General features: G+C 67.0%; 22 protein-coding genes, 1 tRNA gene and 2 pseudogenes. 10 read left to right on the forward strand and 15 right to left on the reverse strand.

Annotated features, from left to right (window positions below; genetic code table 11):
• The first annotated feature begins 2 nt into the window (after positions 1-2).
• A complete protein-coding gene (gene ligD / locus M8312_RS12710; protein ID WP_250118055.1) occupies positions 3-2507 on the forward strand; it encodes a DNA ligase D in 2505 nt (834 codons plus the stop codon).
• Here the strand turns inward: ligD and pip are convergent.
• Complete coding sequence (gene pip / locus M8312_RS12715; RefSeq protein ID WP_250118056.1) at positions 2504-3460, reverse strand: prolyl aminopeptidase; 957 nt, start codon at positions 3458-3460, stop codon at positions 2504-2506. The genes ligD and pip overlap by 4 nt on opposite strands.
• Before the next feature lie 176 nt (positions 3461-3636).
• On the opposite strand from pip, the gene M8312_RS14465 reads away from it, so the two are divergent.
• Entirely contained in the window at positions 3637-4650 is a 1014-nt protein-coding gene (locus tag M8312_RS14465; RefSeq protein ID WP_284070181.1) for an outer membrane beta-barrel protein, read from the forward strand.
• Between the two features lie 203 nt (positions 4651-4853).
• The gene (gene rplQ, locus M8312_RS12725; protein ID WP_250118057.1) at positions 4854-5279 is read left to right on the forward strand and encodes a 50S ribosomal protein L17; all 426 of its coding nucleotides are present in this window, start codon (positions 4854-4856) and stop codon (positions 5277-5279) included.
• A gap of 59 nt (positions 5280-5338) precedes the next feature.
• Here rplQ and M8312_RS12730 read toward each other — a convergent pair whose 3' ends face one another.
• The 6 genes from M8312_RS12730 to M8312_RS12755 all read right to left on the reverse strand — a co-directional run bounded on the left by M8312_RS12730 (position 5339) and on the right by M8312_RS12755 (position 9177).
• A complete protein-coding gene (locus M8312_RS12730) occupies positions 5339-5527 on the reverse strand; it encodes a hypothetical protein (RefSeq protein ID WP_250118058.1) in 189 nt (62 codons plus the stop codon).
• 139 nt (positions 5528-5666) lie between these two features.
• On the reverse strand, positions 5667-6206 hold the full coding sequence (nusG, locus tag M8312_RS12735) for a transcription termination/antitermination protein NusG (protein ID WP_250118059.1): 540 nt from the start codon (positions 6204-6206) through the stop codon (positions 5667-5669).
• Positions 6207-6232: 26 nt separating this feature from the next.
• On the reverse strand, positions 6233-6430 hold the full coding sequence (secE, locus tag M8312_RS12740; RefSeq protein ID WP_250118060.1) for a preprotein translocase subunit SecE: 198 nt from the start codon (positions 6428-6430) through the stop codon (positions 6233-6235).
• Between the two features lie 161 nt (positions 6431-6591).
• A tRNA-Trp gene (locus M8312_RS12745) sits at positions 6592-6667 on the reverse strand.
• Between the two features lie 15 nt (positions 6668-6682).
• A complete protein-coding gene (locus tag M8312_RS12750; protein ID WP_250118061.1) occupies positions 6683-7399 on the reverse strand; it encodes a GNAT family N-acetyltransferase in 717 nt (238 codons plus the stop codon).
• A complete protein-coding gene (locus M8312_RS12755; RefSeq protein WP_250118062.1) occupies positions 7399-9177 on the reverse strand; it encodes a fatty acyl-AMP ligase in 1779 nt (592 codons plus the stop codon). The genes M8312_RS12750 and M8312_RS12755 overlap by 1 nt, the downstream gene beginning before the upstream one ends.
• Before the next feature lie 96 nt (positions 9178-9273).
• Here M8312_RS12755 and M8312_RS12760 point away from each other — a divergent pair, with 96 nt between their 5' ends.
• From M8312_RS12760 to M8312_RS12780, 5 genes and pseudogenes are all read left to right on the forward strand, one after another.
• Positions 9274-9825, forward strand: coding sequence for a regulatory protein RecX (locus M8312_RS12760; RefSeq protein ID WP_250118063.1), 552 nt, complete (start codon positions 9274-9276; stop codon positions 9823-9825).
• A 34-nt stretch (positions 9826-9859) separates the two neighbouring features.
• Positions 9860-10480, forward strand: coding sequence for a cold-shock protein (locus M8312_RS12765; RefSeq protein ID WP_250118064.1), 621 nt, complete (start codon positions 9860-9862; stop codon positions 10478-10480).
• 32 nt (positions 10481-10512) lie between these two features.
• Positions 10513-10938: a DUF192 domain-containing protein gene (locus tag M8312_RS12770; RefSeq protein WP_250118065.1), complete on the forward strand. Its 426-nt coding sequence runs from the start codon at positions 10513-10515 to the stop codon at positions 10936-10938.
• A 53-nt stretch (positions 10939-10991) separates the two neighbouring features.
• Positions 10992-11366 carry an NADH:ubiquinone oxidoreductase subunit NDUFA12 gene (locus M8312_RS12775; RefSeq protein WP_250118066.1) on the forward strand — a complete coding sequence of 125 codons (375 nt, stop codon included), beginning with the start codon at positions 10992-10994 and terminating at the stop codon, positions 11364-11366.
• Positions 11367-11538: 172 nt separating this feature from the next.
• Positions 11539-11754 (forward strand): annotated as a pseudogene (locus tag M8312_RS12780) (DUF2155 domain-containing protein); the annotation flags it as partial.
• Positions 11755-11789: 35 nt separating this feature from the next.
• Here M8312_RS12780 and aat read toward each other — a convergent pair.
• The 5 genes from aat to aroQ all read right to left on the reverse strand — a co-directional run bounded on the left by aat (position 11790) and on the right by aroQ (position 17353).
• Positions 11790-12524, reverse strand: a complete 735-nt coding sequence (gene aat, locus M8312_RS12785) for a leucyl/phenylalanyl-tRNA--protein transferase (protein WP_250118067.1) — start codon at positions 12522-12524, stop codon at positions 11790-11792.
• A 50-nt stretch (positions 12525-12574) separates the two neighbouring features.
• A complete protein-coding gene (locus tag M8312_RS12790; RefSeq protein WP_250118068.1) occupies positions 12575-14926 on the reverse strand; it encodes a PAS domain-containing protein in 2352 nt (783 codons plus the stop codon).
• A gap of 115 nt (positions 14927-15041) precedes the next feature.
• On the reverse strand, positions 15042-16394 hold the full coding sequence (gene accC / locus M8312_RS12795) for an acetyl-CoA carboxylase biotin carboxylase subunit (protein WP_250118069.1): 1353 nt from the start codon (positions 16392-16394) through the stop codon (positions 15042-15044).
• A 1-nt stretch (position 16395) separates the two neighbouring features.
• Positions 16396-16884, reverse strand: coding sequence for an acetyl-CoA carboxylase biotin carboxyl carrier protein (accB, locus tag M8312_RS12800; RefSeq protein ID WP_250118070.1), 489 nt, complete (start codon positions 16882-16884; stop codon positions 16396-16398).
• Positions 16885-16921: 37 nt separating this feature from the next.
• The gene (aroQ, locus tag M8312_RS12805; protein WP_250118071.1) at positions 16922-17353 is read right to left on the reverse strand and encodes a type II 3-dehydroquinate dehydratase; all 432 of its coding nucleotides are present in this window, start codon (positions 17351-17353) and stop codon (positions 16922-16924) included.
• A gap of 38 nt (positions 17354-17391) precedes the next feature.
• On the opposite strand from aroQ, the pseudogene thiS reads away from it, so the two are divergent.
• Both thiS and M8312_RS12820 read left to right on the forward strand, forming a co-directional pair.
• Positions 17392-18404: pseudogene (gene thiS, locus M8312_RS12815) on the forward strand (sulfur carrier protein ThiS).
• Positions 18404-19060: a hypothetical protein gene (locus M8312_RS12820; protein ID WP_250118073.1), complete on the forward strand. Its 657-nt coding sequence runs from the start codon at positions 18404-18406 to the stop codon at positions 19058-19060. Before thiS ends, M8312_RS12820 begins: the two are co-directional and overlap by 1 nt.
• 14 nt (positions 19061-19074) lie before the next feature.
• Here the strand turns inward: M8312_RS12820 and M8312_RS12825 are convergent, their stop codons facing one another.
• From M8312_RS12825 to M8312_RS12835, 3 genes are all read right to left on the reverse strand, one after another.
• Positions 19075-19872 (reverse strand): class I SAM-dependent methyltransferase, encoded by a 798-nt coding sequence (locus M8312_RS12825; protein WP_250118074.1) that lies wholly within the window; start codon positions 19870-19872, stop codon positions 19075-19077.
• 90 nt (positions 19873-19962) lie between these two features.
• Positions 19963-20157: a YgaP family membrane protein gene (locus M8312_RS12830; protein ID WP_250118075.1), complete on the reverse strand. Its 195-nt coding sequence runs from the start codon at positions 20155-20157 to the stop codon at positions 19963-19965.
• Positions 20158-20226: 69 nt separating this feature from the next.
• The gene (locus M8312_RS12835; protein ID WP_250118076.1) at positions 20227-21900 is read right to left on the reverse strand and encodes a thiamine pyrophosphate-binding protein; all 1674 of its coding nucleotides are present in this window, start codon (positions 21898-21900) and stop codon (positions 20227-20229) included.

Here is a 21900-nt window from a genome sequence, read left to right on the forward strand (position 1 = left end):
CGGTGGCGAGGACACCCCGCCCCAAGGGTCACGACATCGAGACCTACAATGCCAAGCGCGACTTCGCGAAGACCGCCGAGCCCAAGGGACGCAAGCTCAAGGGCAAGGGCGACAGCTTCGTGGTGCAGAAGCATGACGCGACCCGGCTGCACTGGGACTTTCGGCTTGAGTTGGACGGCGTGCTGAAGAGCTGGGCGGTCCCGCGGGGCCCGAGCCTTGATCCCAGGACCAATCGGCTGGCCATGCGGACCGAGGACCATCCGCTCGACTACGGCACGTTCGAGGGGATCATCCCCAAGGGCGAATATGGCGGCGGCACGGTGATGCTGTGGGATCGCGGCCGCTGGATTCCGCACCCCGGCAAGGATCCGCGCAAGACAATCGAGGAGGGACATCTGCACTTCACGCTCGAGGGTGAGCGGATGAAGGGTGAGTGGGTGATGTTCCGCCTGAAGGGCAAGCCGGGCGACAAGGGGGAAGCCTGGATGCTCAAGAAGGTGACCGACGAGCAGGCCAAGCCCGACCAGGGCGATGCGCTGGTGGACGACTGCCTGACCAGTGTCACGACGGCGCGGACCATGGCCGAGATCGCCGCCGGCGAGGATGTGTGGGAGTCGAACCGGGGCGGGAAAAAGGGTGGGCGGACCAAGCGCAAGGTGGCTACGCCGCCGCCGCCCTTCGCGGAACCGCAACTGGCGACGCTGGTCGACACGGTTCCGACCGGCAACGATTGGCTGCACGAGTATAAATATGATGGCTACCGGCTGCTGCTCAGCGTGGGCGACGGCAGCGTGCTGGCCTGGACGCGCAACGGCAAGGATTGGAGCGATCATTTCGCGCCGCTGGTGAAAGCCGCCGCCAAGCTGCCGCCCGGATGCCTGCTCGATGGCGAGGCGGTGGCGCTGGATGACAAGGGCAAGCCCAACTTTCAGCTGCTCCAGTCCACTCTGAAGGGTGGCAAGCCTGAGCTTGCTTATTACGCGTTCGACCTGCTGGTGGACCGCGGTGAGGACATTCGCGGGCTGCCCAACCTGGAGCGGAAGGAGCGGCTGGCGGCGCTGCTCAAGGGCGTGCCGGCACCACTGATCTACGGCGATCATGTCGTCGGGCGCGGCGAGAAACTGTTCGAGGCGATCTGCAAGGATGGCGGCGAGGGGATCATCTCCAAGAAGGCCAGCGCGCCCTATCGGGGCACCCGCAGCCGCTGTTGGCTGAAGATCAAGTGCATCCAGCGGCAGGAGTTCGTGATCGTCGGCTGGCAGGCGAGCGACAAGCGGCGCGGCTTTCGCTCGCTGCACCTGGCAGTTCGGGAAGACGGGCAGCTGCGCTATGTCGGGAAGGTCGGGACCGGCTTCGACACCAAGATGATCGAGGAATTGAGCGCGACCATGGCGCCGCTGGCGCGCGACGAGCCGGCACTGGAAGTGCCCCGCGCGATGCGGCGGGGCTCGACCTGGATCGAGCCGACGCTGGTCGCCGAGGTCGCCTTCACCGAGTTCACCAGCGACGGCGTGCTGCGGCATCCGAGCTTCATCGGCTTGCGGTCGGACAAGAGCGCGAAGGATGTGGTGCGGGAGACTCCAGCCAGGACCGCGGCCGCGCCCAAGCCCAAGGGCAAGAAAGCCGACCTCGCCACTTACGAGAGCCTCGGACTCAAGCTCACCTCACCCGAGCGCGTGGTGTTTCCGGGCGATGAGCTGACCAAGGGCGATCTTGCCAATTATTATGCGGCGGTCGCCGAGCTGCTGCTGATCGACCTGCGCGATCGGCCGATGACCCTGATCCGCTGTCCACAGGGCCGGGCCAAGCATTGCTTCTTCCAGAAGCATGACAGCGGCACGATGGGCGAGCACGTCCACCATGTGCCGGTCACCGAAAACAAGGGCGAGACGCAGGACTATCTCTACGTGTCCGATGCCATCGGCGCGCTCGAATGCGTTCAGATGAACACGATCGAATTCCACGGCTGGGGCAGCCGGATCGATCCGCTGGAGAAGCCCGACCGGCTGGTGTTCGACCTCGATCCCGACGTCGGCCTCGACTTCGCGAAAGTGAAGGAGGCGGCACTGCGGCTTCGCGCGCTGCTTGGCGACCTGGGCCTTGAAACCTTTCCGATGCTGTCGGGCGGCAAGGGCATTCACGTCATAGCGCCGCTGGACCAGAGCCGCGACTGGCCCGCGGTGAAGAGCTTCGCCGAGCGGTTCAGCCGGGCGATCGGCGAGGCCGAGCCGGAGCTGTTCACCGCCAACATCCGCAAGGTCCAGCGCAAGGGGCGGATCTTCCTCGACTGGCTGCGCAACCAGCGCGGCGCGACGGCGGTGATGCCCTATTCGGCGCGCGCGCGGGAGGGGGCGCCCGTGGCAGTGCCCGTCGCGTGGGAAGAGCTGGACGGTATCGACGCGGCCAACATCTATTCGATCCGGGATGCGTCGGTCTTGCTGGAGCGGGCTGGCGGCAAGCTGCTGGCCGGATGGGGCCGTGCCAAGCAGGCGCTGCCGGACTTCTAGCTTGCGAACCGGTCGGTGGCGCGGATCAGGCCATCGAGGATGCCGGGTTCACTGTACAGGTGGCCGCCGTCGGCCATGATCTGCAGCTCGGCTTCCGGCCAGGCGCGATGGAGCGCCCAGGCCGCGACCGGCGGCGTGCAGCTGTCGTGGCGGCCCTGAACGATGATGCAGGGGATGTGGCGGATGCGCTCGACGCCCCGGAGCAGCTGCCCTTCCTCGAGCCAGCCGCCGTGGCGCATGTAGTGGTTCTCGATCCGCGCCACCGCGATTGCCTTCCTGGGTTCGGTGAAGTCTTCCAGCGTCTCGGGGCTGGGGAGGAGGGTGACGGTGACGCCCTCCCACTTGCTCCACGCCTTCGCGGCCTGCAGCTGGACGGCTTCGTCCTCGCTGGTCAGGCGGCGGTGATAGGCTTCGAGAAGGTCGCCGCGCTCGCCTTCGGGGATGACGGAAACGAACTCCTCCCAGCCGTCGGGATAGATGCTCGACGCGCCGCCCTCTCGATAAAGCCAGTCCACCTCGGACTGGCCGAACAGGAACACGCCGCGCAGCACGAGCTCGGTAACGCGGTCGGGATGGGCTTCGGCATAGGCCAGCGACAGGGTCGATCCCCAGCTCCCGCCGAACACCTGCCAGCGCTCGCAGCCCATCACTTCCGTGCGCAGCCGCTCGATATCGGCGACGAGGTGCTGCGTGGTGTTCGCTTCCAGGCTGGCGAACGGTGTCGAGCGTCCGCAGCCACGCTGGTCGAAGACAAGGATGTTGTAGCGTTCGGGATCAAACTGCCGGCGATGGTTCGGGCCGGCACCCCCGCCAGGTCCGCCATGCAGGAAGACGACCGGCTTTCCGCTGGGATTTCCGCACTTTTCCCAGTATAGCTGGTGGCCGTTACCGACCGGCAGCATGCCGCTCTCATAGGGTTCGATCGGCGCGTAAAGCGTTCGAAGGTCCGTCATGCCGATGATCCTAATCACACGAGCAGCGGCGTCCAGCCGGGTCGGTGAAGTGTGGCGTGGAAGACACACATTAACACTCACCGGGGTCCACAGTGCGTTTTGTTCGCAACCGCAGCAGGGGTTCGGGACTTCAGGTCACCTTACCAACGCGCAAACCCACACAGAAGGGGACATCTATGAAGCGCATCCTATTGGCGACCGCACTCGGTGCGGCGTTCCTGGCCAGCCCGGCCGCAGCTCGCGACGGCAGCCCATACGTCGGCATCGAAGGCGGCGTGCTGTTCGCGAAGAAGGCTCATGCCAACACCTTCGTCGACTACACCACGACGCAGACGCCGATCACGAACCCGCTGTTCGTTGGCCCGGCCGACGTCACCTACAACAACGCTTATTCGTTCAAGAACAAGCGCGGCATCGATGCCGACGCCATCGTCGGTTACGACTTCGGCATGTTCCGCCTCGAAGGTGAGCTTGGCTACAAGCGCACCCGGGTGAAGAGCCTGAACGTTGATCCGGCGTTTGTCACCGGCCTCAACACCGCGCTGAACCGCCCGGCCACCGCCGGCGATCCCGTCGTTCCGGGCAACCCCGCCCTGACCGCCGGCAGCTTCTCGCTGAACGAGCGCACCCGGGTGCTCTCGGGCATGGTCAACGGGCTGGTCGATTTCGGCAGCGACAACGTCAACTTCTACGTTGGCGGTGGTGCTGGCCGGGCGCGCGTGAAGTTCGCGGGCATCAAGGACTCGGCCTGGGCGTTCCAGGGCATCGCGGGCGTGCGTTTCGCGCTTAGCGACAACATCGATCTGGGCCTGAAGTATCGCTACTTCCGGACCGGTCGCCTGAACATCGTCGACGACACGACGGCCGCGCTCGCCGGTAACGCCGACGCGACCACGGTTCTCGTGAACGGCGTTGCGACGCCGATCGTGCGCACCACCAATGCGGTCGTGACGACGGACTTCAACAACCGGTTCGTCAGCCACTCGCTCCTGGCGTCGTTGATCTTCAACTTCGGCGCGCCGCGCGAAGCCGCTCCGCCGCCGCCGCCCCCGCCGCCGCCGCCGCCCCCGCCGCCCCCGGCTCCGGCGACTCAGACCTGCCCGGATGGGTCGGTGGTGCTTGCGACGGACACCTGCCCGGCGCCCCCGCCGCCGCCGCCCCCGCCGCCGCCCGCTCCCGAGCGTGGCTAAGGCGAAGGCCTCAAGCTGAAGGAAGAGGGTCGCTCCTGCGGGAGCGGCCCTTTTTCTTGACTCTGGCGTGCGCATCCGCTTGAGAGCGCACGACCTCGGCGGGCTTCGGCTCGCCGTTTCCATTGGGGGATGGGCAGCACCCCTTACCGCTGCCTGGCTGGGACTACCTCATACGGGTCCCCGACGAACGAAAGGAATGTCTCATGCGCCATCGTGTTGGCGGACGTAAGCTTCAGCGCACCTCGGCTCACCGCGCCGCCCTGTTCCGGAACATGGCCGCCGCGCTCATCAAGCACGAGCAGATCACCACCACCCTCGCCAAGGCCAAGGAACTGCGGCCCTACACCGAGAAGCTGATCACGCTCGCCAAGAAGGGCGGCCTGTCGAACCGCCGCCTGGCGCACGGCCGGCTGCTCGACGACGCGCAGCTGACCAAGCTGTTTGACGTGCTGGCCGAGCGTTACGCCGGCCGCAACGGCGGCTACACCCGCGTCGTCAAGGCCGGCATCCGCTTCTCGGACGCGGCGCCGATGGCGATCATCGAATTCGTCGACCGTGACGTCTCGGCCAAGGGTCAGGACTCGGGTCCGGTGATGGTCGACGACGAGGACGATCAGCAGGCCGCGTAAGCGGTCTCGACTGGGTAAAGAAAGGGCCGTCCGCGCTGCGGGCGGCCTTTTTCTTTGTGTCAGGCCGCCTTGGCGTCAGCCAGTTCGGTCGGCTCGAACGGCAAGTTCGCGCCCAGTTCGCTCAGCTTTTCGAGGTAGAGCAAGGCGAAGTTCCGGTGCCGCTCGCGCGCGGGGCCGGTGATCGACCGGCGAGTGGCGGCGAACTCCTCAACCGCCCGGCGCCAGTAGTAACGAATATCCGCTTCCATGCTTATAGCCCCTCCCCAGGTGGCGCTGTGCAGCGAGCGCGACCACGAGGACGGAAGCCCGCCGCCACCCGAGTCGCGGCACGCAGGATACGTCAAGCTTAACCACAGGGGGAGTCCGCGTCAGGCGCGGACCAGCGCGTTACTTAACCAGTTCAACTTGCTCGAATTCGAGCTCGACCGGGGTGGCGCGACCGAAGATGGAAACGCCCACCTTGACCCGGCCGCGGTCGAAATCGAGTTCCTCGACCACGCCGTTGAAGCTGGCGAACGGACCGTCCAGCACCTTCACCGCATCGCCGATCTCATAGTCGACGCTGACCTTCTGCTTGGGCGCAGCGGCGGCGGCTTCTTCCTTGGTGTTGAGGATGCGGGCGGCTTCCGCCTCGCTGATCGCCTGCGGCTTGCCGTTGGGGCCGAGGAAGCCGGTCACCTTGGGGGTGTTCTTCACCAGGTGATAGACGTCGTCGTTCATGCCCAGCTTGGCGAGCACGTAGCCGGGGAAGAACTTGCGGTCGCTGGTGACCTTCTTCCCGCGGCGGATCTCGGTCACCTTCTCGGTCGGAACCTCAACCGATTCGACGAGCTGCTCGAGGCCGAGGCGCTTCGCTTCGGACATGATCGACTCGCGGACCTTGTTCTCGAAGCCGGAGTAAGCGTGAATGATGTACCAGCGGGACATGGGGCGTACCTTGTTCGGGCGGAGGGTCAGCCGAGAAGGCCGAGCAGCCTCTGGACAATGAAGGCGAAGACGCTGTCGACGCCGAAGAAGAAGATGGCAAGGATGCTGGTCATGATGGCCACCATCACGGCGGTCATCCAGGTTTCCTTGCCGGTCGGCCACACCACCTTGCGGGCTTCGGCCCGGACCTGGCGGGCGAATTCTCCGGGGGACGTCTTGGCCACGGGCGTGAACACCTCTTCGCGATAGAAAAACGAGGTCCGCGGACACCCCGCCGGACCTCGATACGACCGGCGATGTAGCGCGGTGGTGCAGAAGGTTCAAGGCGGCCGTCACGGGAGCGAGTCCCGTGACGTCAGTCGCTGCTACGCGCCTTGCTCCGGCCTGGCAGGGGCAGAGGGACTCGAACCCACGACCCTCGGTTTTGGAGACCGATGCTCTACCAACTGAGCTATACCCCTAGGCCGGGTGGGGCACTAACCCCGGGGCCCGCCCGGCGCAAGGGCGACAAACTGGGCAGCCATGGTGGATCGCAGGGTGAAGCCGAGATCCTCGTACAGCAGGATGGCGGCAAGGTTGTTGGCGTAGGCGTGCAGGAAGACGTGCTCGCCCCGGCTGCTGATGTCATGAAGTTTCCAGGCCGAGAGGGCGCGGGCGAGGCCGCGGCCGCGCGCGTCGGGATGGGTGCAGACTCCGCTAAGCTCGGTCCAGCCGGGCAGTGCCAGCCGCTCGCCCGCCATGGCGATCAGCCGGCCACGCTCGCGCACGCCCCAGAATCCGCCCAGCCGCCAGGTCTCGGCACGGAACGGGCCGGGAGCGGTCACCTCCGCCAAGGCCTGCATCTCGGCCGAGTCGGCTTCGCCCAAGGGGACGGCGCCGGGCGGCGGTTCCGCGGGATGAACCTCCGTCGCGATCATCTGCACGGCGTCGCGGCAGGATAGTTCGACCAGCCCGTCGGGGATGGAGGTTGGCTTCGCCTGCAGCATCACCAGCTGCTCGCCCGGTGACACCAGGGCGGTGAGCGCGGCGAGTGCGGCCGGGCTGTCGTCGGCGGCCGCAATGAACGGCTCGACCTCAGGCCGGAAACGCAGCGCGGGCGGTTCACCAATGGCGAAGTGCGCCTGACGCGTGGTCAGGGCCGAGTAGATCGGCCGGTCAAGCAAGGCCGCGAGCGGATCGCCGCCCGCCGTCATCAGGCCGCGATGTCGAAGGGGACGATCTCCCCTGACAGGTAGAGGTTGCGGGCCTTGGTGCGCGACAGCTTGCCCGAACTGGTGCGCGGCAGGCTGCGCGGCGGCACCAGCTCCACCACCGGGTTGATGCCGGTAATGGCACGGACGCGCTCGCGGATGTCGTCGCGCAGGCGGCCGCGCTCCTGCGGGTCGGAAACGCGGCAGTGGACCAGCACGGCCGGCTGCTCCTCACCGCTGGGACCGGTGATGGCGAAGGCGGCGATGTCGCCCGACTTGAAGCCCGGCAGCTGCTCCACCGCCCACTCGATGTCCTGCGGCCAGTGGTTGCGGCCGTTGATGATGATCATGTCCTTGGCTCGGCCAACGATGAAGATGTAGCCGCCGGACAGATAACCCATGTCGCCGGTGTCGAGCCAACCGTCCTTCATGCAGGCGTCGGTCGATTCCTCGTCGCGGTAATAACCGACCATCAGGCTGGCGCCCTTGACCCAGACCTTGCCGATCTGGCGGTCGGCCACCAACGCACCATCCGCGTCGCGGATCTCGATGGTCATGCCCTTCACGGGCTTGCCGCAATTGACGATCGCCCGATAGCGGCGCGGCCGCTCCTGAGCGGGGGTGCCGGCGCCGGCGAGTTCGCTTTCCTCCACCAGCTCGACCCGGATGCCCTCGCCCGGGGGCATCAGGCTGACCGCGAGGGTCGCTTCGGCCAGGCCGTAGCTGGGGCAGAAGGACTGGGCCTTGAAGCCGGCATCGGCGAAGGCGTCGACGAACGCCTGCATCACGTCCGGACGGATCATGTCTGCGCCATTGCCCGCCACCCGCCAGCGCGACAGGTCGAAGCGGTCGGACGCACGGGTCTGGGATGAGATCCGCCGCGAGCAGATGTCGTAGCCGAAGGTCGGCGAGTAGCTGACAGTGGTTCCGGGATTGCGGCTGATGAGGTCGAGCCAGGCGAGCGGACGGCGGGCGAAATCCTCGGTCTTCATGTAATCGACCGAAATCTGCTGCGACAGCGGCGAGAGCAGGCAGCCGACCAGGCCCATGTCATGGTACCACGGCAGCCAGCTGACGCAGCGGTCGGTTTCCAGCACCTGCAGGCCGATGCCGTGGGCGTGGAGGTTGTCGAGCAGCGCGTGGTGCGTGACGGCGACCCCGTGCGGGAAGCGGGTCGAACCGCTGGAATATTGCAGGTAGGCGATTTCCTGCGGATCGGCGGCCGGAAGCTCGGCGTCGGCGTCGGGAGCAACGTCCGCCAGGCTTTCCCACGAACGCGCCTCGACCGAGCGCTTGGCTGCCGCGTCGCTCGCGAAGTCGGCAAGCTCGGCCGGATAGAGGAACAGCTTGGGGTCGCTGCTGGTCAGCATCACGGTCAGCTGTTCGACATAGGCCTCACGCCCGCCAAAGCTGGTCGGCAGGGGCAGCGGCACGGGCCACAGGCCGGCGTAGATGGCGCCGAAGAAGCAGGCGGCGAAATCAGCGCCGGTCTCCGCCACCAGGGCAAGCCGGTCGCCCTTGCTGAGCCCAAGCGCGAGGAAGCGGCGGGCGTGGGCCAGCGCATCGACCCGCAGTTCGGCGAACGGATACGCCCGCGCGAGATTGCCGCGGGCGTCATGGAAGTTGAGCCCGCGCGCGCCCTGCGCCGCATAATCGAGCGCTTCGCCGAGCGTCGCGAAGTCGGCGATCCGCCGCGGCAAGGCGTCGATGGTGGGGGTCGCGCCCGGAGGGGCGAGGAGAGTCGAAGCGGAATTGCGGTCGAGCACGCCGATGTCCTGCATTGGATGAAAGCTTGGTTCCGAGCTGCCGGGTCACGCATTAACCCGAACTGTAGGCATATCGTAGCTTCAAGCCGGACAGTGTGGCACAAACATGGCGTGGATGAGGCAGCGCAGCCAACGGGCCGGCGTGAGCGGCGAAAGGCGAAGCCGCTCGATGAGGAACGGCTGCGCGAATTGGCGCTGCATTATGTCGGCCGGTTCGCGACCACCCGGGCCAAGCTCAAAGCCTATTGCGAGCGCAAGCTGCGGGAGCGCGGCTGGGCTGGCGAGCGCCCGCCCGATGTGGCCGCACTGGTCGAGCGGATCGGTGAATTGGGCTATGTCGACGACCGGGTTTTCGCGCTCGCCAAGGCGGGATCACTCACCGCTCGTGGCCTCGGTGGGCGGCGCGTGCGGCAGGCCTTGCACCAGGCCGGCGTCGACGAGGGCGACGCCGAAGGCGGAATGCAACTGGCGGACGAGCAGGCCGGCGAAAGCGCCCTGCGGTTCGCCAGGCGCAAGCGGATTGGCCCCTTTGCGACCACCAAGGCCGATCAGCCTGCCCGCGAGAAGGCTCTGGCCAGCATGATCCGCGCCGGGCACGGATTCGCCCTGGCCCGGAAGATCGTCGATGCCGAACCAGGTGAAGAACTTAACTTCGAAGATTAATTTTTGATTTATTCATGACAGCGGCGGAACAGCTTTGGCTTTGTTCGCTTCCTCGTGCTATGGTTGCTCGGTGCAACGGGATAGTGCGTTAGGGGAAATGTCACAGGACGGCGAGGCGGATCACGCTTTGACCGAAGGGACCTCCCGTCTGCGCGGCCGGGTCAAGTGGTTCGATGCGACACGCGGCTTCGGCTTCGTCGTCTGCGACGAACTCGAAGGCGACATCCTCCTCCATTTCACCGTGCTCAAGGAGCATAACCGCCGGAGCCTCCCCGAAGGAGCGCTTGTGGAAGTCGAGGTGGTGCGGCAAGACCGCGGCCTACAGGCGAGCCGCGTCCTGTCGATCGACCTCTCCGACGCGCTGATCCCGCGGGCCGTGCCCGCCGTCAGCACGGCCGAACGTGCCGACCGGCAGGCGCTGCTCGACGAAGCGGGTCCGTTCGAGCCGGTGGAGGTCAAGTGGTTCAATCGCGTCAAAGGCTATGGGTTCTTGAATCGCGTCGGCGATTCCTCGAACGACATATTCCTGCACATGGAAACGGTGCGTCGGGCCGCGCTCGGCGAACTGGAACCGGGTCAGGTGCTGGAAGCCCGAATCGCGGAGGGCAAGAAGGGACTGACGGCCGTCAGTCTGCGCGAGCCCGGACAAGACTGATCGCCCTGGCGCTGCTGCTGCCGCTGCCGCTCATGGCCGCGGCCTGCCAGCCGAGCACCAGTGAACAGGGCCTGGGCAAGGCGCCCTCGGGCCTTGAGCAGAAGATCCTCACCATTCGCACCGCTTCGGGGCAGCTGCACAAGTTCACGGTGGAGGTCGCGCGCTCGGAGGAAGAGCAGCAGCAGGGCCTGATGAACCGGCAGAGCCTGGCGCCCGATCGCGGCATGATTTTCCCGTATGAGACGCCGCAGCCGGTCAGCTACTGGATGAAGAACACCTTCATCCCGCTCGACATGCTGTTCGTCCGCGCCGACGGGACGATCGCCAAGATCGACACCGCCGTGCCGCTGAACCTGGAGCCGGTGCCGAGCCTCGAGCCGGTCACCCTGGTGGTCGAGATTCCCGGTGGCCGCGCGGCGGAGCTGGGCATCAAGGTCGGCGACCGGGTCAGCTGGTAGGCGCTCATCGCCGGTGCTTGCACCGGCGGCGTTGAGCGGGCAGGAGCCGCGCCATGGGAATCCTCGGCAGCATCTTCACCTGGTGGAACGGAGCGACGATCGGCACGTCGCTGTTCATGCGTCGCCACGGCACGCAGGTCGGCAAGGACGATCTCGGCAACCTCTACTTCACCGCCGGCGCCCGCCGCATGGTGATCTACGCCGGCAGCAATGACGCCAGCCGGGTGCCGCCCGAGTGGCAGAGCTGGCTGCGTGGCCAGATCGACGACGTGCCTGAGAAGGCGCTGGGGCCGCGCCGCGCTTTCCAGACGCCGGCGCAGCCGAACCTCACGGGAACGGGCGAGACCTATCGCCCGGCCGGTTCGCTGAGCCGTGGCGGGAAGCGGGCGGCGGCAACGGGCGATTATCAGGCCTGGACCCCCGAATAAGGTGAGCAGGCGAGCGCTAACCGCGGCCTCGCTGGTCCTGCTGCTCGCGGGCTGCAATGGCGCATCCGGCGGCAACGCCGCCGACGGCGCCAACGTCCAGACCGCCAATGTGGTCACCAGCGGGAACGAGCAATTGCCGGCGGGCACTACGCCCCTGCGCGAGCGGATCGCGGTGCTGGGCTTCCTCAACAAGCGCAACGGGATCAGCCAGGAACTGACGCTGAAACCGGGCCAGGCGGTTCGGATCAAGGATGCGGTGGTCCGGGTCGGCGCGTGCGAGACGACGCCGCCGTGGGAGTTCGACAAGCTGACCGGCGCCTTCGTGCAGCTTGATGTGCAGCAGCCCAGTGGAACGTGGAAGCGGATCTTCTCCGGCTGGCTCTACAAGGAGTCGCCGTCACTCAACGTCGTCGAACACCCCGTCTATGACGTCTGGGTCAAGAATTGCGTGATGAACTTCCCCGAAGGACCATCCTCGCCAGCAACCCCAGCAGCGTCGAGCAATGCCTCCAGCGCTGCAAAGTCGCCCTCGCGCGGCACGGCGGCGGCTGAACCGTCAGCCGATGAGCCGGCCGACGACGCGCCGGTCACGGATACGCCCACGGCCGCCGACAGCAACGCGACGTAATCGTCGCGGCTGACCACCTCCGCACCCAGCGAGGCGAGGTGGTCGGTGATGAACTGGCAATCGAGCAAGGTGAAGCCGCCGGCGCGAAGCCGCGCCACCAGCCAGGCCAGCGCGACCTTGGATGCGTCCCGCGTTCGACTGAACATGCTTTCGCCGAAGAAGGCGCGACCCAGGCGAACACCATAGACACCGCCGACCAGTGCGCCGCCCTCCCACACCTCAATGCTATGGGCGCGGCCGAGCCGGTGGAGGTCGGTCATGGCGTTGGCGATCGGCGGATTGATCCACGTCTCCGGCCGGTCCGCGCAACCTTCGAGCACGCCGGCGAAGTCGCGGTCGCGAGTGACCGTGAATTGACCGGAGCGCATTCGCCGCGCGAGCGATCGCGACACATGGAAGCGCTGCAGTGGCAGGATCGCCCGTTCGCGCGGCTCGACCCAGAACAGGTCCTCGCTGTCGCGGCTCTCGGCCATCGGGAAAATGCCGGTGGCGTAGCCCTGAAGGACGAGGCGGAGGTCGAGCACGGTCATGAAGTTGTTGGGCTCAAACGCAGGCGGGACAAGATGGCTTCCGGTGAAGTTCAGGCCGGGGTGATGCCGTCCCGCTCGCCAAGTGAGAAATATTCGGGGGCGATGGTCATGTTGACGGTGAGCCCCGGCGCGGCCCAGTCGTAGGAAACCGTTCCCCGCAGCTGTCGCTCGATGCTGGCCTTGATCAACCGCGAGCCGAAGCCCGAGCGAGTCGGTGGCTTGTCGCGACTGGCTGAACCGCCGCGCTCCTGCCACACCAGCAGCAACCGGCCGTCGTCTCCGATCGACCAGGAAAGCTCCAGCTGGCCGTTGCTCGACGCCAGGGCACCATATTTGGCGGCGTTGGTGGCAAGTTCGTGGAGCACCAGCGCGATACTCTGCGCTGCCGCCGGGCGGAGCAGCAGCGGCGGGCCGTCGAGCGTCACGCGCGCGTCCTGTTCCTCGGCATAAGGGGCGACCTCCTCACGGGCGAGGCCAGTGAGCTCGACGCCCTCCCAGCGCGCGTCGGCAAGCAGGCTGTGGGCGCGTGCCAGCGACTGGATGCGGCCGATGATGCCCGCCTTGAGCTGTTCACTGTCCTCAGCCCGGGTCAGCTGAACCACGGATTGCACCACGGCCAGCAGGTTCTTGGCGCGATGGTCGACCTCGCGCGCCAGCAGGCGCTCCCGCTCCTCCGCGATCTTCTGGGCAGTGACGTCGGTGACCAGCCCGATGACCTCTATCGGCTGTCCAGCCTCGTCGCGCAGGATGGTGCCGGTGTCCGACACCCAGGTGATCCGCCCGTCGTCCCCGACGACGCGATATTCCAGCGCAAATCGCTCATAGCCGGCAAGCGCGCTGGCAATCGTCTGGCGGAACTGGGGCAGGTCGGCGGGGTGGAGGTGCGTCTCCCAGCCTTCCTTGGTGGGGGCCAGACCGTCCGGCTTGAGGCCACACAGCTCGGACATCACGGGATCGCGCACGACCTCGCCGGTGACGAGGTCAAATTCGTATAGGGACGAGCGCGCCCCGCGCTGGGCGATCTCCGCCCGTCGGGCGAGCCGCTGCAGCTCCTTCTCCTGCTCGCGCCGTTCAGTGACGTCGGTAGAGATGCCGACGATGCCCGCGATCTCGCCGTCGCTCTGCCGCAGCGGCGCCTTGACCGAGAAGTAGGTCCGGACCTTGCCATCGACGGTGAGATCTTCCTCGACCTCCGTCGGCTCGCCCGTCGCCACGACCATGCGGTCGTTGGCGCGGAAATTTTCCGCCTGTTCGGTGGACGTCAATTCCAGATCGGTCCGGCCGAGCACTTCCTCAGCCGTCCGCTCATAGAGGGTGAGCAGGGCGCGATTGCCATAGATGAACCGCCCCTCAAGGTCCTTGGCATAGATGAGGCTGGGCGCGGCATCGCCGATCAGGTTGAGGAGCGAGGTCGTCCGCTGGAGCTTGCGACGGGTGGCGAGCTCTTCGGCGGCGATCTGGCGGAGGCGGCTCTGCGTGTTCCGCTCGTCCATCGCCGCGGCCAGCAGCAAGGTCGTGACCGCCGTTACCGCCAGATATTGCTGAAGGAGGATGAGGCCCCCTTTCTCCGGTTCGGGAACGAACGGGCCATAACCCTTGATCGTCCCCACGCAGGCAAGGGTGCTGAGCAGCAGCAGGGCCAACGCCGCGCCCCGCACCCGAAAGGCCAGCGCCAGCCAGACCAGGGCCGGGTAGACGGCCCAGGAACGCGAGGTCGAGTCCCCAAAGAAGACCATTACGCAGAGTGCCGCGAGGATCAGCAGGGCGGCGCACAAGTGAATGAACGAGGCTCTCCCGGGGAGGTCGTCGTCGCTGGTGCCAAGCGTGCTCAGGACCAGCGCCGTGACCGTTAGTATCCCGACCGCATCGCCGAAGAACCAGGTTTCGCTCGCTGCAAACAGCTCCGGCGGGGCAAGCACGCCGGTGCCGAGCAATGCGCCCACCCCCGCGAAAGTCGAGATGGCGCTGGCGAGGGCGGCGGCGGCAATGAGGAGCAGAACGTCGCGGATGGTCGCCAGGCGGTCAAAGCCCGGCTCGGCGACGCGCCGGATCAGTGTCACCGCCGCGACTGCCCCGGCCGCATTGCCGGCCGCGATGATCAACTGGCTCAACCAGGAATGCTGGGCGCCGCTCACCTGGATCGCCACAAGCACGGCCAGGAAGATAGCCGGGAACAGGCGCCGACCGGCCAGCAGCAGACCGGCGACGGCGATCCCCGACGCCGGCCAGATCGGCGAGGCGGCGCCGGCTATGGTCGCCCAGTGAAGCCCGCCCCATGCGGCGACGGCATAGCTCGTGAACAGCAGGGCGAAGGCAATCGGGTAGGGGTACCGACCACCCCCAGCCGTCCCGTCGCGCTGCGCGGGCCCCCGATCGGCCGCAACAAGCGAGGCTTGGTTCACAGTGACGTCAGTGTATGCCGGAACCGGCGCGCCGCAATGCGTTATTTGGGCCGCTATGGCAGAAAACCTGCGAATCCTGCCAAGGACTTAGGGAGCGAAAGCGGAGGTTGGCGGCCTAGGCGCGCTGCTCCTCGAGCCAGCGCTCGAGCCACTTGATGGTATAGTCGCCTTGCGCGAACGCCTCGGTGCGGATGATCCGCTGGTGCAGCGGCACGGTGGTCTTCATGCCCTCCAGAACGAATTCCTCGAGCGCTCGGGACAGCCGCCGGATGCATTCGTCGCGGTCCTTGCCGTTGACGATCAGCTTGCCGATCATGCTGTCGTAATAAGGCGGCACCTTGTAGCCGACGTAGAGGCCGCTATCGACCCGCACGCTCATGCCGCCAGGCGCGACATAGTTCTTCACCAGGCCCGGCGAGGGCACGAAGGTCTCCGGATCCTCGGCGTTGATCCGGCACTCGATCGCGTGACCGGTCAGGGTGACCTCGTCCTGAGTGACGCTCAGCCCTTCGCCCTCGGCGACGCGGATCTGCTCGGCGACCAGGTCCATGCCGGTGATCATCTCGGTTACCGGATGCTCCACCTGCAGACGGGTGTTCATCTCGATGAAGTAGAACTCACCATTCTCGTAGAGGAACTCGATGGTGCCGGCGCCGCGATAGCCCATGTCGGCCATGGCCCGGGCCACGATGCCGCCCATCTCGGCGCGCTGCTCGGCGCTGATCACGGGTGAGGGCGCTTCCTCGATGACCTTCTGGTGGCGGCGCTGGATGGAGCAGTCGCGCTCCCCCAGGTGCACGGCCTTGCCGTTGCCGTCGCCGAACACCTGGAACTCGATGTGCTTCGGGTCGCCGAGATACTTTTCCAGATAGACGGTGGAGTCGCCGAAGGCGGCCTTCGCCTCTGACGACGCCTGCATCATCAGGCTCTCCAGCTGCTCGGCGCTGGGCACCACCTTCATGCCGCGCCCGCCGCCGCCCGAGGCCGCCTTGATGAGGACCGGATAGCCGACCTCCTCGGCGATCTTGAGCGCTTCCTCGATCGTCTCGAGCGGCCCCGGCGAACCGGGGACCAGCGGCAGCCCAAGCGCGGCCGCGGTGCGCTTGGCCTCGACCTTGTCGCCCATGATCCGGATGTGCTCGGGTTTGGGTCCGACCCAGATGATGTTGTGAAGCTCGACGATCTCGGCGAACTGCGCGTTCTCGCTGAGGAAGCCGTAGCCGGGGTGGATGGCGTCGGCGTGCGTGATCTCGGCCGCCGAGATGATGTTGGCGATGTTGAGATAGCTGTCGGTCGCCGGCGGCGGGCCGATGCAGACGGCTTCGTCGGCCAGGCGGACGTGCATGGCGTCCGAGTCGGCGGTGGAGTGCACCGCCACCGTCTTGATGCCCAGCTCATGGCAGGCGCGGTGGATACGAAGCGCGATCTCGCCGCGATTGGCGATCAGCAGCTTGGTGATCTTGGCCATCTTATTCGATCACGAACAGCGGCTGGTCGAACTCCACCGGCTGGGCGTTGGCGACCATCACCTGGACGATTTTGCCCGCCCGCGGCGCGACGATCGGGTTCATCACCTTCATCGCCTCGACGATCAGCAGCGTATCGCCTTCGCGCACGGTATCGCCGGGCGAAGCGAACGGCTTGGAGCCCGGTTCGGCGGACAGATAGGCAGTGCCGACCATCGGCGACCTGACCACTTCGCCAGCCGGCAGCGCGTCGGCGGCGGCAGCCGCCGGAGCTGCGGCGGGAGCCTGGGCCGGAGCGGCGGCGGGCGCAGGCGCCGCGACCATCGCCACCGGGTGGGCCGCGGTCAGTTCACGCCGGACGCGGATCTTGCGGTCGCCGTCCTCGACTTCGATCTCGCTCAGCTCGTTGGCGGACAGCAGCTCGGCCAGTTCGCGCACCAGCGCGCTGTCGACGCGCATCTGCTTGCCGGTCTCGCCCTTGTCGTCGGCCATGGTCACTTCCCTGTCACTTGAAACGCGGGGCGCTCTGTCAGAGCCGAGCGGCGGCGTCCAGTGCCAGCCGGTAGGAAAGCGCGCCGAACCCACTGATCGATCCCTTGCAAACCGCCGAAATCAGGCTGCGGTGCCGAAACGATTCGCGTGCGTGCGGGTTGCTCAGGTGAACCTCGATCACCGGGGTAGCGATGGCCGCCACGGCATCGCGCAGTGCCACCGACGTGTGGGTGAAGCCGCCGGCGTTGAGGATGACCGCGTGCGAGCCATCGGCCTGCGCCTCGTGAAGCCAGTCGATCAGGTGGCCTTCGTGATTAGACTGGCGCACGTCCACTTCCACATCCAGCCCTGACGCCTGCGTGTGCAGGTCGCCGGCGATGTCGTCGAGCGTCGCCGAGCCGTAGATGTCCGGCTCACGGCTGCCGAGCAGGTTGAGGTTGGGGCCGTTGAGAACAAGGATCTTGCGCATTGCGGCGCTGACCTGCGCCACCTAGATGCGGTCCGTCAATGAGCGAGACCGAAACCCACTCCATCTCCGTCAATGGAGAGCATCGCCGGATCCCCGCCGGAACGACCGTCGCCGGTCTGGTCCAGGAAATCGGCTTCGATCCCGCCCGTGTGGCGGTCGAACGCAATCTCCAGATCGTCCCCCGCTCGACCCTCGCCGACGTGCTGGTCGAGGACGGCGACGACTATGAGATCGTCCATTTCGTCGGGGGAGGCTGAGTTTGAACGCGCCGCAGAACATCGACCCTGACACGTGGACCGTTGCCGGGCGGACCTTCCGCTCGCGGCTGATCGTGGGCACCGGCAAGTATAAGAGCCTGGAGCAGAATGCCGCGGCGGTCGCGGCCTCGGGGGCGGAGATCGTCACGGTCGCGGTGCGGCGGGTCAACGTGTCGGACCCGAACGCGCCGATGCTGTCGGACTATATCGACCCCAAGGTCACCACCTACCTGCCCAACACAGCCGGCTGCTTCACCGCCGAGGAAGCCATCCGCACGCTTCGCCTGGCCCGCGAGGCGGGGGGTTGGAACCTGGTGAAGCTCGAGGTGCTGGCCGAGGCCAAGACGCTCTACCCCGACATGATCGAAACGGTCCGAGCGACCGAGCTCCTCACCAAAGAGGGGTTCGAGGTGATGGTCTATTGCACTGACGACCCCATCATGGCCCGTCGCTGCGAAGAGGCCGGCGCGGTGGCGATCATGCCGCTGGGCGCGCCGATCGGCTCAGGGTTGGGCGTCCAGAACCCGGTCACCATCCGGCTGATCGTCGAGCAGGCGAAGGTGCCGGTGCTGGTCGACGCCGGCGTCGGGACCGCAAGCGATGCTGCGGCGGCAATGGAGCTGGGCTGCGACGGCGTACTGATGAACACCGCCATTGCGGAGGCCAAGGACCCGATCCTGATGGCCCGGGCGATGAAGGCCGCGGTCGAGGCCGGTCGCCTCGCCTATCGCGCCGGCCGCATGCAGAAGCGCCGCTACGCCGACCCGTCGAGCCCGCTGGCAGGATTGATCTGATGGCCGAGGCGCCGCGTGACGCGGTGCAGGCGGTGCTGGCGCTAATCGCGGCCCGGTTGGCCGATGTCGGCTTCGCGTTGAAGCCGGGTCTGGCGATCAAGCGACCGGCGGGCGATCTTACCGACGTTATCAGTTGCCAGACGAGCGTGTGGAACCGCCGCGATGTACAGGCCTGGTTTGCCCTGTCCGCGCGTCTCGAGAGCGGCACGATGAGTCGGTTTCGCAAGGCGCGCTGGCCTAGTCGACCCGCCAACATCACCCGCTACGACCGCTTCGCGACGTCGCGCCAGATCAAGTTTCCCGGTACGCCGCATACGGTGCGCTGGGACGCGCTGGATGTGGAAAGAAGGCCCGCCATCGCGGCGGAAGCGGAGGCCATCATCCGCGCCGACGTGCTGCCGTGGTTCGAACGGATGCGCGATCCGCTGCACGTCCTGCACTCGCTGGAAGACGGGTTCATCTCATCGCGCGCGCTGGTTTACGCCTGTGCGCATGGGCTCCAGTCGGAGGCGAGGGCCTATCTGGCTCAGCAGGCTGCCAAAAATCGGGCAATTGCCGAGGCCATCGCCCGGATGCGCGCCGACCCGACCAACCGCAAAGCCGGTAATGCGTGGGACGAGGTCGCGCTGCGAGCGATCGAGCTCGATCTCGTGTGACCCTTGACTGGCGGCTAACGGCGCGCCGTCACCACGTGGGCTGAGAGGGCGCGGGAGAAGTTGGCGGTGAGCGCCTTGCGGACAGCGGCTTCGGCCTTTTCGAGCCAGCCGTCGCCGCGCGCTTCCAGTTCGGCGCGCAGGGGTGAACCCTCGACCAGGCCCAGCGAGGCATCTTCCGCCGTCGCATCGGGCGAACTGTCCAGGGCCACAGTTTCAAACTCGATGTCAGTGAATCCTGCCGCCATCAGGTCATGTTCTATCGCCGCTGGATCGCCATAGCCAAAGGGAGTTCGGCCGACGAACTGCGGCGGATCGTCGGGGAACATCCCGCTGATCGTATCGTGGACGCATTGAGCGACCGGGTTCTTCTCCAGCCGGTCCCAGATGACGAGCAGGTAACGGCCGCCCGGCGCGAGCACTCGCCGGGCTTCGGCATGAGCCCGCACTTTGTCGGGCACGAACATGATCCCGAACTGGCAGACCACCGCGTCGAACGATCCATCCTCGAACGGGAGCGACTGCATGTCGGCCATCTGGGTGCGCACGTTGGGTGCGCTCGACAGGCGGCGTTTGGCGACGCTCAGCATATCGGGATTGAGGTCGGTGGCGGTAATCCGCGTGCCGGGGCTCGCGTGGGCGATGGCGGCGGTGACAATGCCCGTGCCGGCGGCGGTCTCGAGCAGCCGGTCAGGTTGCCACCCAGCGACTCGGCGGGCGACTTCGGCTGCATAGGGTTGGAAGTATAGCGGCCCCATGTGGCGGTCGTAGATCGAGGGTATTGAACCCGCGAACGTCGCGTCGCTACTGGCCATGCTGTCCTCCCCTGATCGCCGCATGGACTATGCGCCTTTTCATTGCCGGTGGCGAGAGCGCGGAAAACCGCCGCTTTCTGCTCGCTTGGACTAGCTGCGAGGACCGCCGGTCGAGAACCCCAGCAGGCTGTACAGCGGGCAAGTACCGACAAGACCGGTGACGAGCGGGATCAGCCCGACAAACGCCCACGGCGTCTTGGGGCCGACGAAGGCGAGCGAGAGGATCACAAGGCCGACCGCGATCCTGAGGCTGCGATCGAAGGGACCTTCATTGCGTGCGAACATCGCGCATCTCCTGTTGAGGATCGGCGATGTTGGCGCTCATCGGGTGCGGGCCGCCATCAGGATTGTTCCTTAGGCGCTGGCCCGCTCCCGAAGCCGAGTGACCGTGGTCGCATGGCTGATCACTTCGACATCGGTCTTGCAGTGGAGCAGGCGGATGCCCTTGCGGCCTAGCGCATCCTGCAAGGCCGGCGCGAACTCTTCGGTGCGCTCGATGGTGGCCGCCCAGCCGCCATAGGCACGAGCCAGCGCGGCGAAGTCGGGGTTGCGGAGCTCGGTCGCGGACAAGCGGGCGGGATATTCGCGCTCCTGGTGCATCCGGATGGTGCCGTAGCTGCCATTGTCGACGATCAGCACGATGAGGTCGGCGCCATATTGAGCGGCGGTCGCCAGCTCCTGCCCATTCATCAGGAAGTCGCCGTCGCCGGCGACGCACAACACGGCGCGGTCGCGAAAGCGCAGGGCGGCAGCGACAGCGGCCGGGAGGCCGTAGCCCATGGTTCCGCTGGTCGGCGCCAGCTGCGTCGGTGTGGAGGCGTAGCGCCAGTAACGATGCACCCAGCCCGAGAAATTCCCGGCACCGTTGCAGACGATGGTGTCGGCCGGGAGGGCTTCGCGCAACTGCTTCACGCACGGTCCAAGGTCGAGGGTCACGCCGTCGCGGGGTTTCGGCTCGCTCCACTCCAGCCATTCGGCATGGGCCTCGTCGCCGCTTCCGAACCGGACGAGTTCCGGGTCGGCCCAGCTGTCGATCACCTGCGCGAACTCGCCCATGTCGGCGACGATCGGCAGGTCGGCGTGGTAGACCCGGCCAAGCTCGTTCGGGTCGGGGTGGACGTGGACGATGGTCTGGCCCGGGTGGTCGGGCGTGATCAGCGTATAGCCGTCGGTGGTCGCCTCGCCCAAACGGGCGCCAACCACCAGCAGCAGGTCGGCATCCCGGACGCGCTGCTGCAGCTTGGGATTGGGGCCGTAGCCCAGGTTACCGGCATAGGCGCGGCAATCGTTGGCGATCGCGTCCTGGCGGCGGAAGGCGGCGGCCGTGGGAATGCCGTGGCGGGCCGCGAAATTGGCGAAATGGTGGGCGGCGCAGGGGCTCCAGTCGGCGCCGCCGACGATGGCGACCGGCGCGGCGGCTTCCTTGAGCAGCTCGAACAGGGTCGCGATCGCCGCCGGATCGGGGCTCTCGACCACCGGCGGGACCGGCGGGCGGTCGGGCACGCCAACCTCGTCCCGCAGCATGTCCTCGGGGATCGCGAGGACCACCGGGCCGGGGCGGCCGCTGGTCGCAACTCGCCAGGCGCGGGCGACATATTCCGGAATGCGCCGCGCATCGTCGATCCGCGCCGCCCACTTGGCGATGGGACCGAAGAAGGCCGGAAAGTCGACTTCCTGGAAGCCTTCGCGGTCCTTGTCGCGGCGGTCGAGGTCGCCGACGAACAGGATCATCGGGGTCGAGTCCTGGAAGGCGACATGGACGCCCGCGCTGGCGTTGGTGGCGCCAGGTCCGCGGGTAACGAAGGCCACGCCCGGGCGGCCGGTGAGCTTGCCGTCCGCATCGGCCATGTAGGCGACTCCGCCTTCCTGGCGGCAGACGACCGTCTCGATCTCGGGCGTATCGTGCAGCGCGTCGAGCACGGCGAGGAAGCTTTCGCCTGGGACGGTGAAGATCCGGTCACAGCCGTTCAGGACAAGCTGGTCGACCAGCAGCCGGCCGCCGGTGCGGAGGGGAGGGGTGTCGCTCAT

This window comes from Sphingomonas sp. KRR8 (assembly GCF_023559245.1).
GTDB lineage: Bacteria > Pseudomonadota > Alphaproteobacteria > Sphingomonadales > Sphingomonadaceae > Sphingomicrobium.

Bases quoted from the DNA above. Each gene is read 5' to 3' on its own strand.
- pip (WP_250118056.1), bottom strand. From the start codon at position 3,460: ATGACGGACCTTCGAACGCTTTACGCGCCGATCGAACCCTATGAGAGC.
- M8312_RS14465 (WP_284070181.1), top strand. From the start codon at position 3,637: ATGAAGCGCATCCTATTGGCGACCGCACTCGGTGCGGCGTTCCTGGCC.
- rplQ (WP_250118057.1), top strand. From the start codon at position 4,854: ATGCGCCATCGTGTTGGCGGACGTAAGCTTCAGCGCACCTCGGCTCAC.
- M8312_RS12730 (WP_250118058.1), bottom strand. From the start codon at position 5,527: ATGGAAGCGGATATTCGTTACTACTGGCGCCGGGCGGTTGAGGAGTTC.
- nusG (WP_250118059.1), bottom strand. From the start codon at position 6,206: ATGTCCCGCTGGTACATCATTCACGCTTACTCCGGCTTCGAGAACAAG.
- M8312_RS12750 (WP_250118061.1), bottom strand. From the start codon at position 7,399: ATGACGGCGGGCGGCGATCCGCTCGCGGCCTTGCTTGACCGGCCGATC.
- M8312_RS12755 (WP_250118062.1), bottom strand. From the start codon at position 9,177: ATGCAGGACATCGGCGTGCTCGACCGCAATTCCGCTTCGACTCTCCTC.
- M8312_RS12770 (WP_250118065.1), top strand. From the start codon at position 10,513: ATGGCCGCGGCCTGCCAGCCGAGCACCAGTGAACAGGGCCTGGGCAAG.
- M8312_RS12775 (WP_250118066.1), top strand. From the start codon at position 10,992: ATGGGAATCCTCGGCAGCATCTTCACCTGGTGGAACGGAGCGACGATC.
- aat (WP_250118067.1), bottom strand. From the start codon at position 12,524: ATGACCGTGCTCGACCTCCGCCTCGTCCTTCAGGGCTACGCCACCGGC.
- accC (WP_250118069.1), bottom strand. From the start codon at position 16,394: ATGGCCAAGATCACCAAGCTGCTGATCGCCAATCGCGGCGAGATCGCG.
- accB (WP_250118070.1), bottom strand. From the start codon at position 16,884: ATGGCCGACGACAAGGGCGAGACCGGCAAGCAGATGCGCGTCGACAGC.
- aroQ (WP_250118071.1), bottom strand. From the start codon at position 17,353: ATGCGCAAGATCCTTGTTCTCAACGGCCCCAACCTCAACCTGCTCGGC.
- M8312_RS12820 (WP_250118073.1), top strand. From the start codon at position 18,404: ATGGCCGAGGCGCCGCGTGACGCGGTGCAGGCGGTGCTGGCGCTAATC.
- M8312_RS12825 (WP_250118074.1), bottom strand. From the start codon at position 19,872: ATGGCCAGTAGCGACGCGACGTTCGCGGGTTCAATACCCTCGATCTAC.
- M8312_RS12830 (WP_250118075.1), bottom strand. From the start codon at position 20,157: ATGTTCGCACGCAATGAAGGTCCCTTCGATCGCAGCCTCAGGATCGCG.
- M8312_RS12835 (WP_250118076.1), bottom strand. From the start codon at position 21,900: ATGAGCGACACCCCTCCCCTCCGCACCGGCGGCCGGCTGCTGGTCGAC.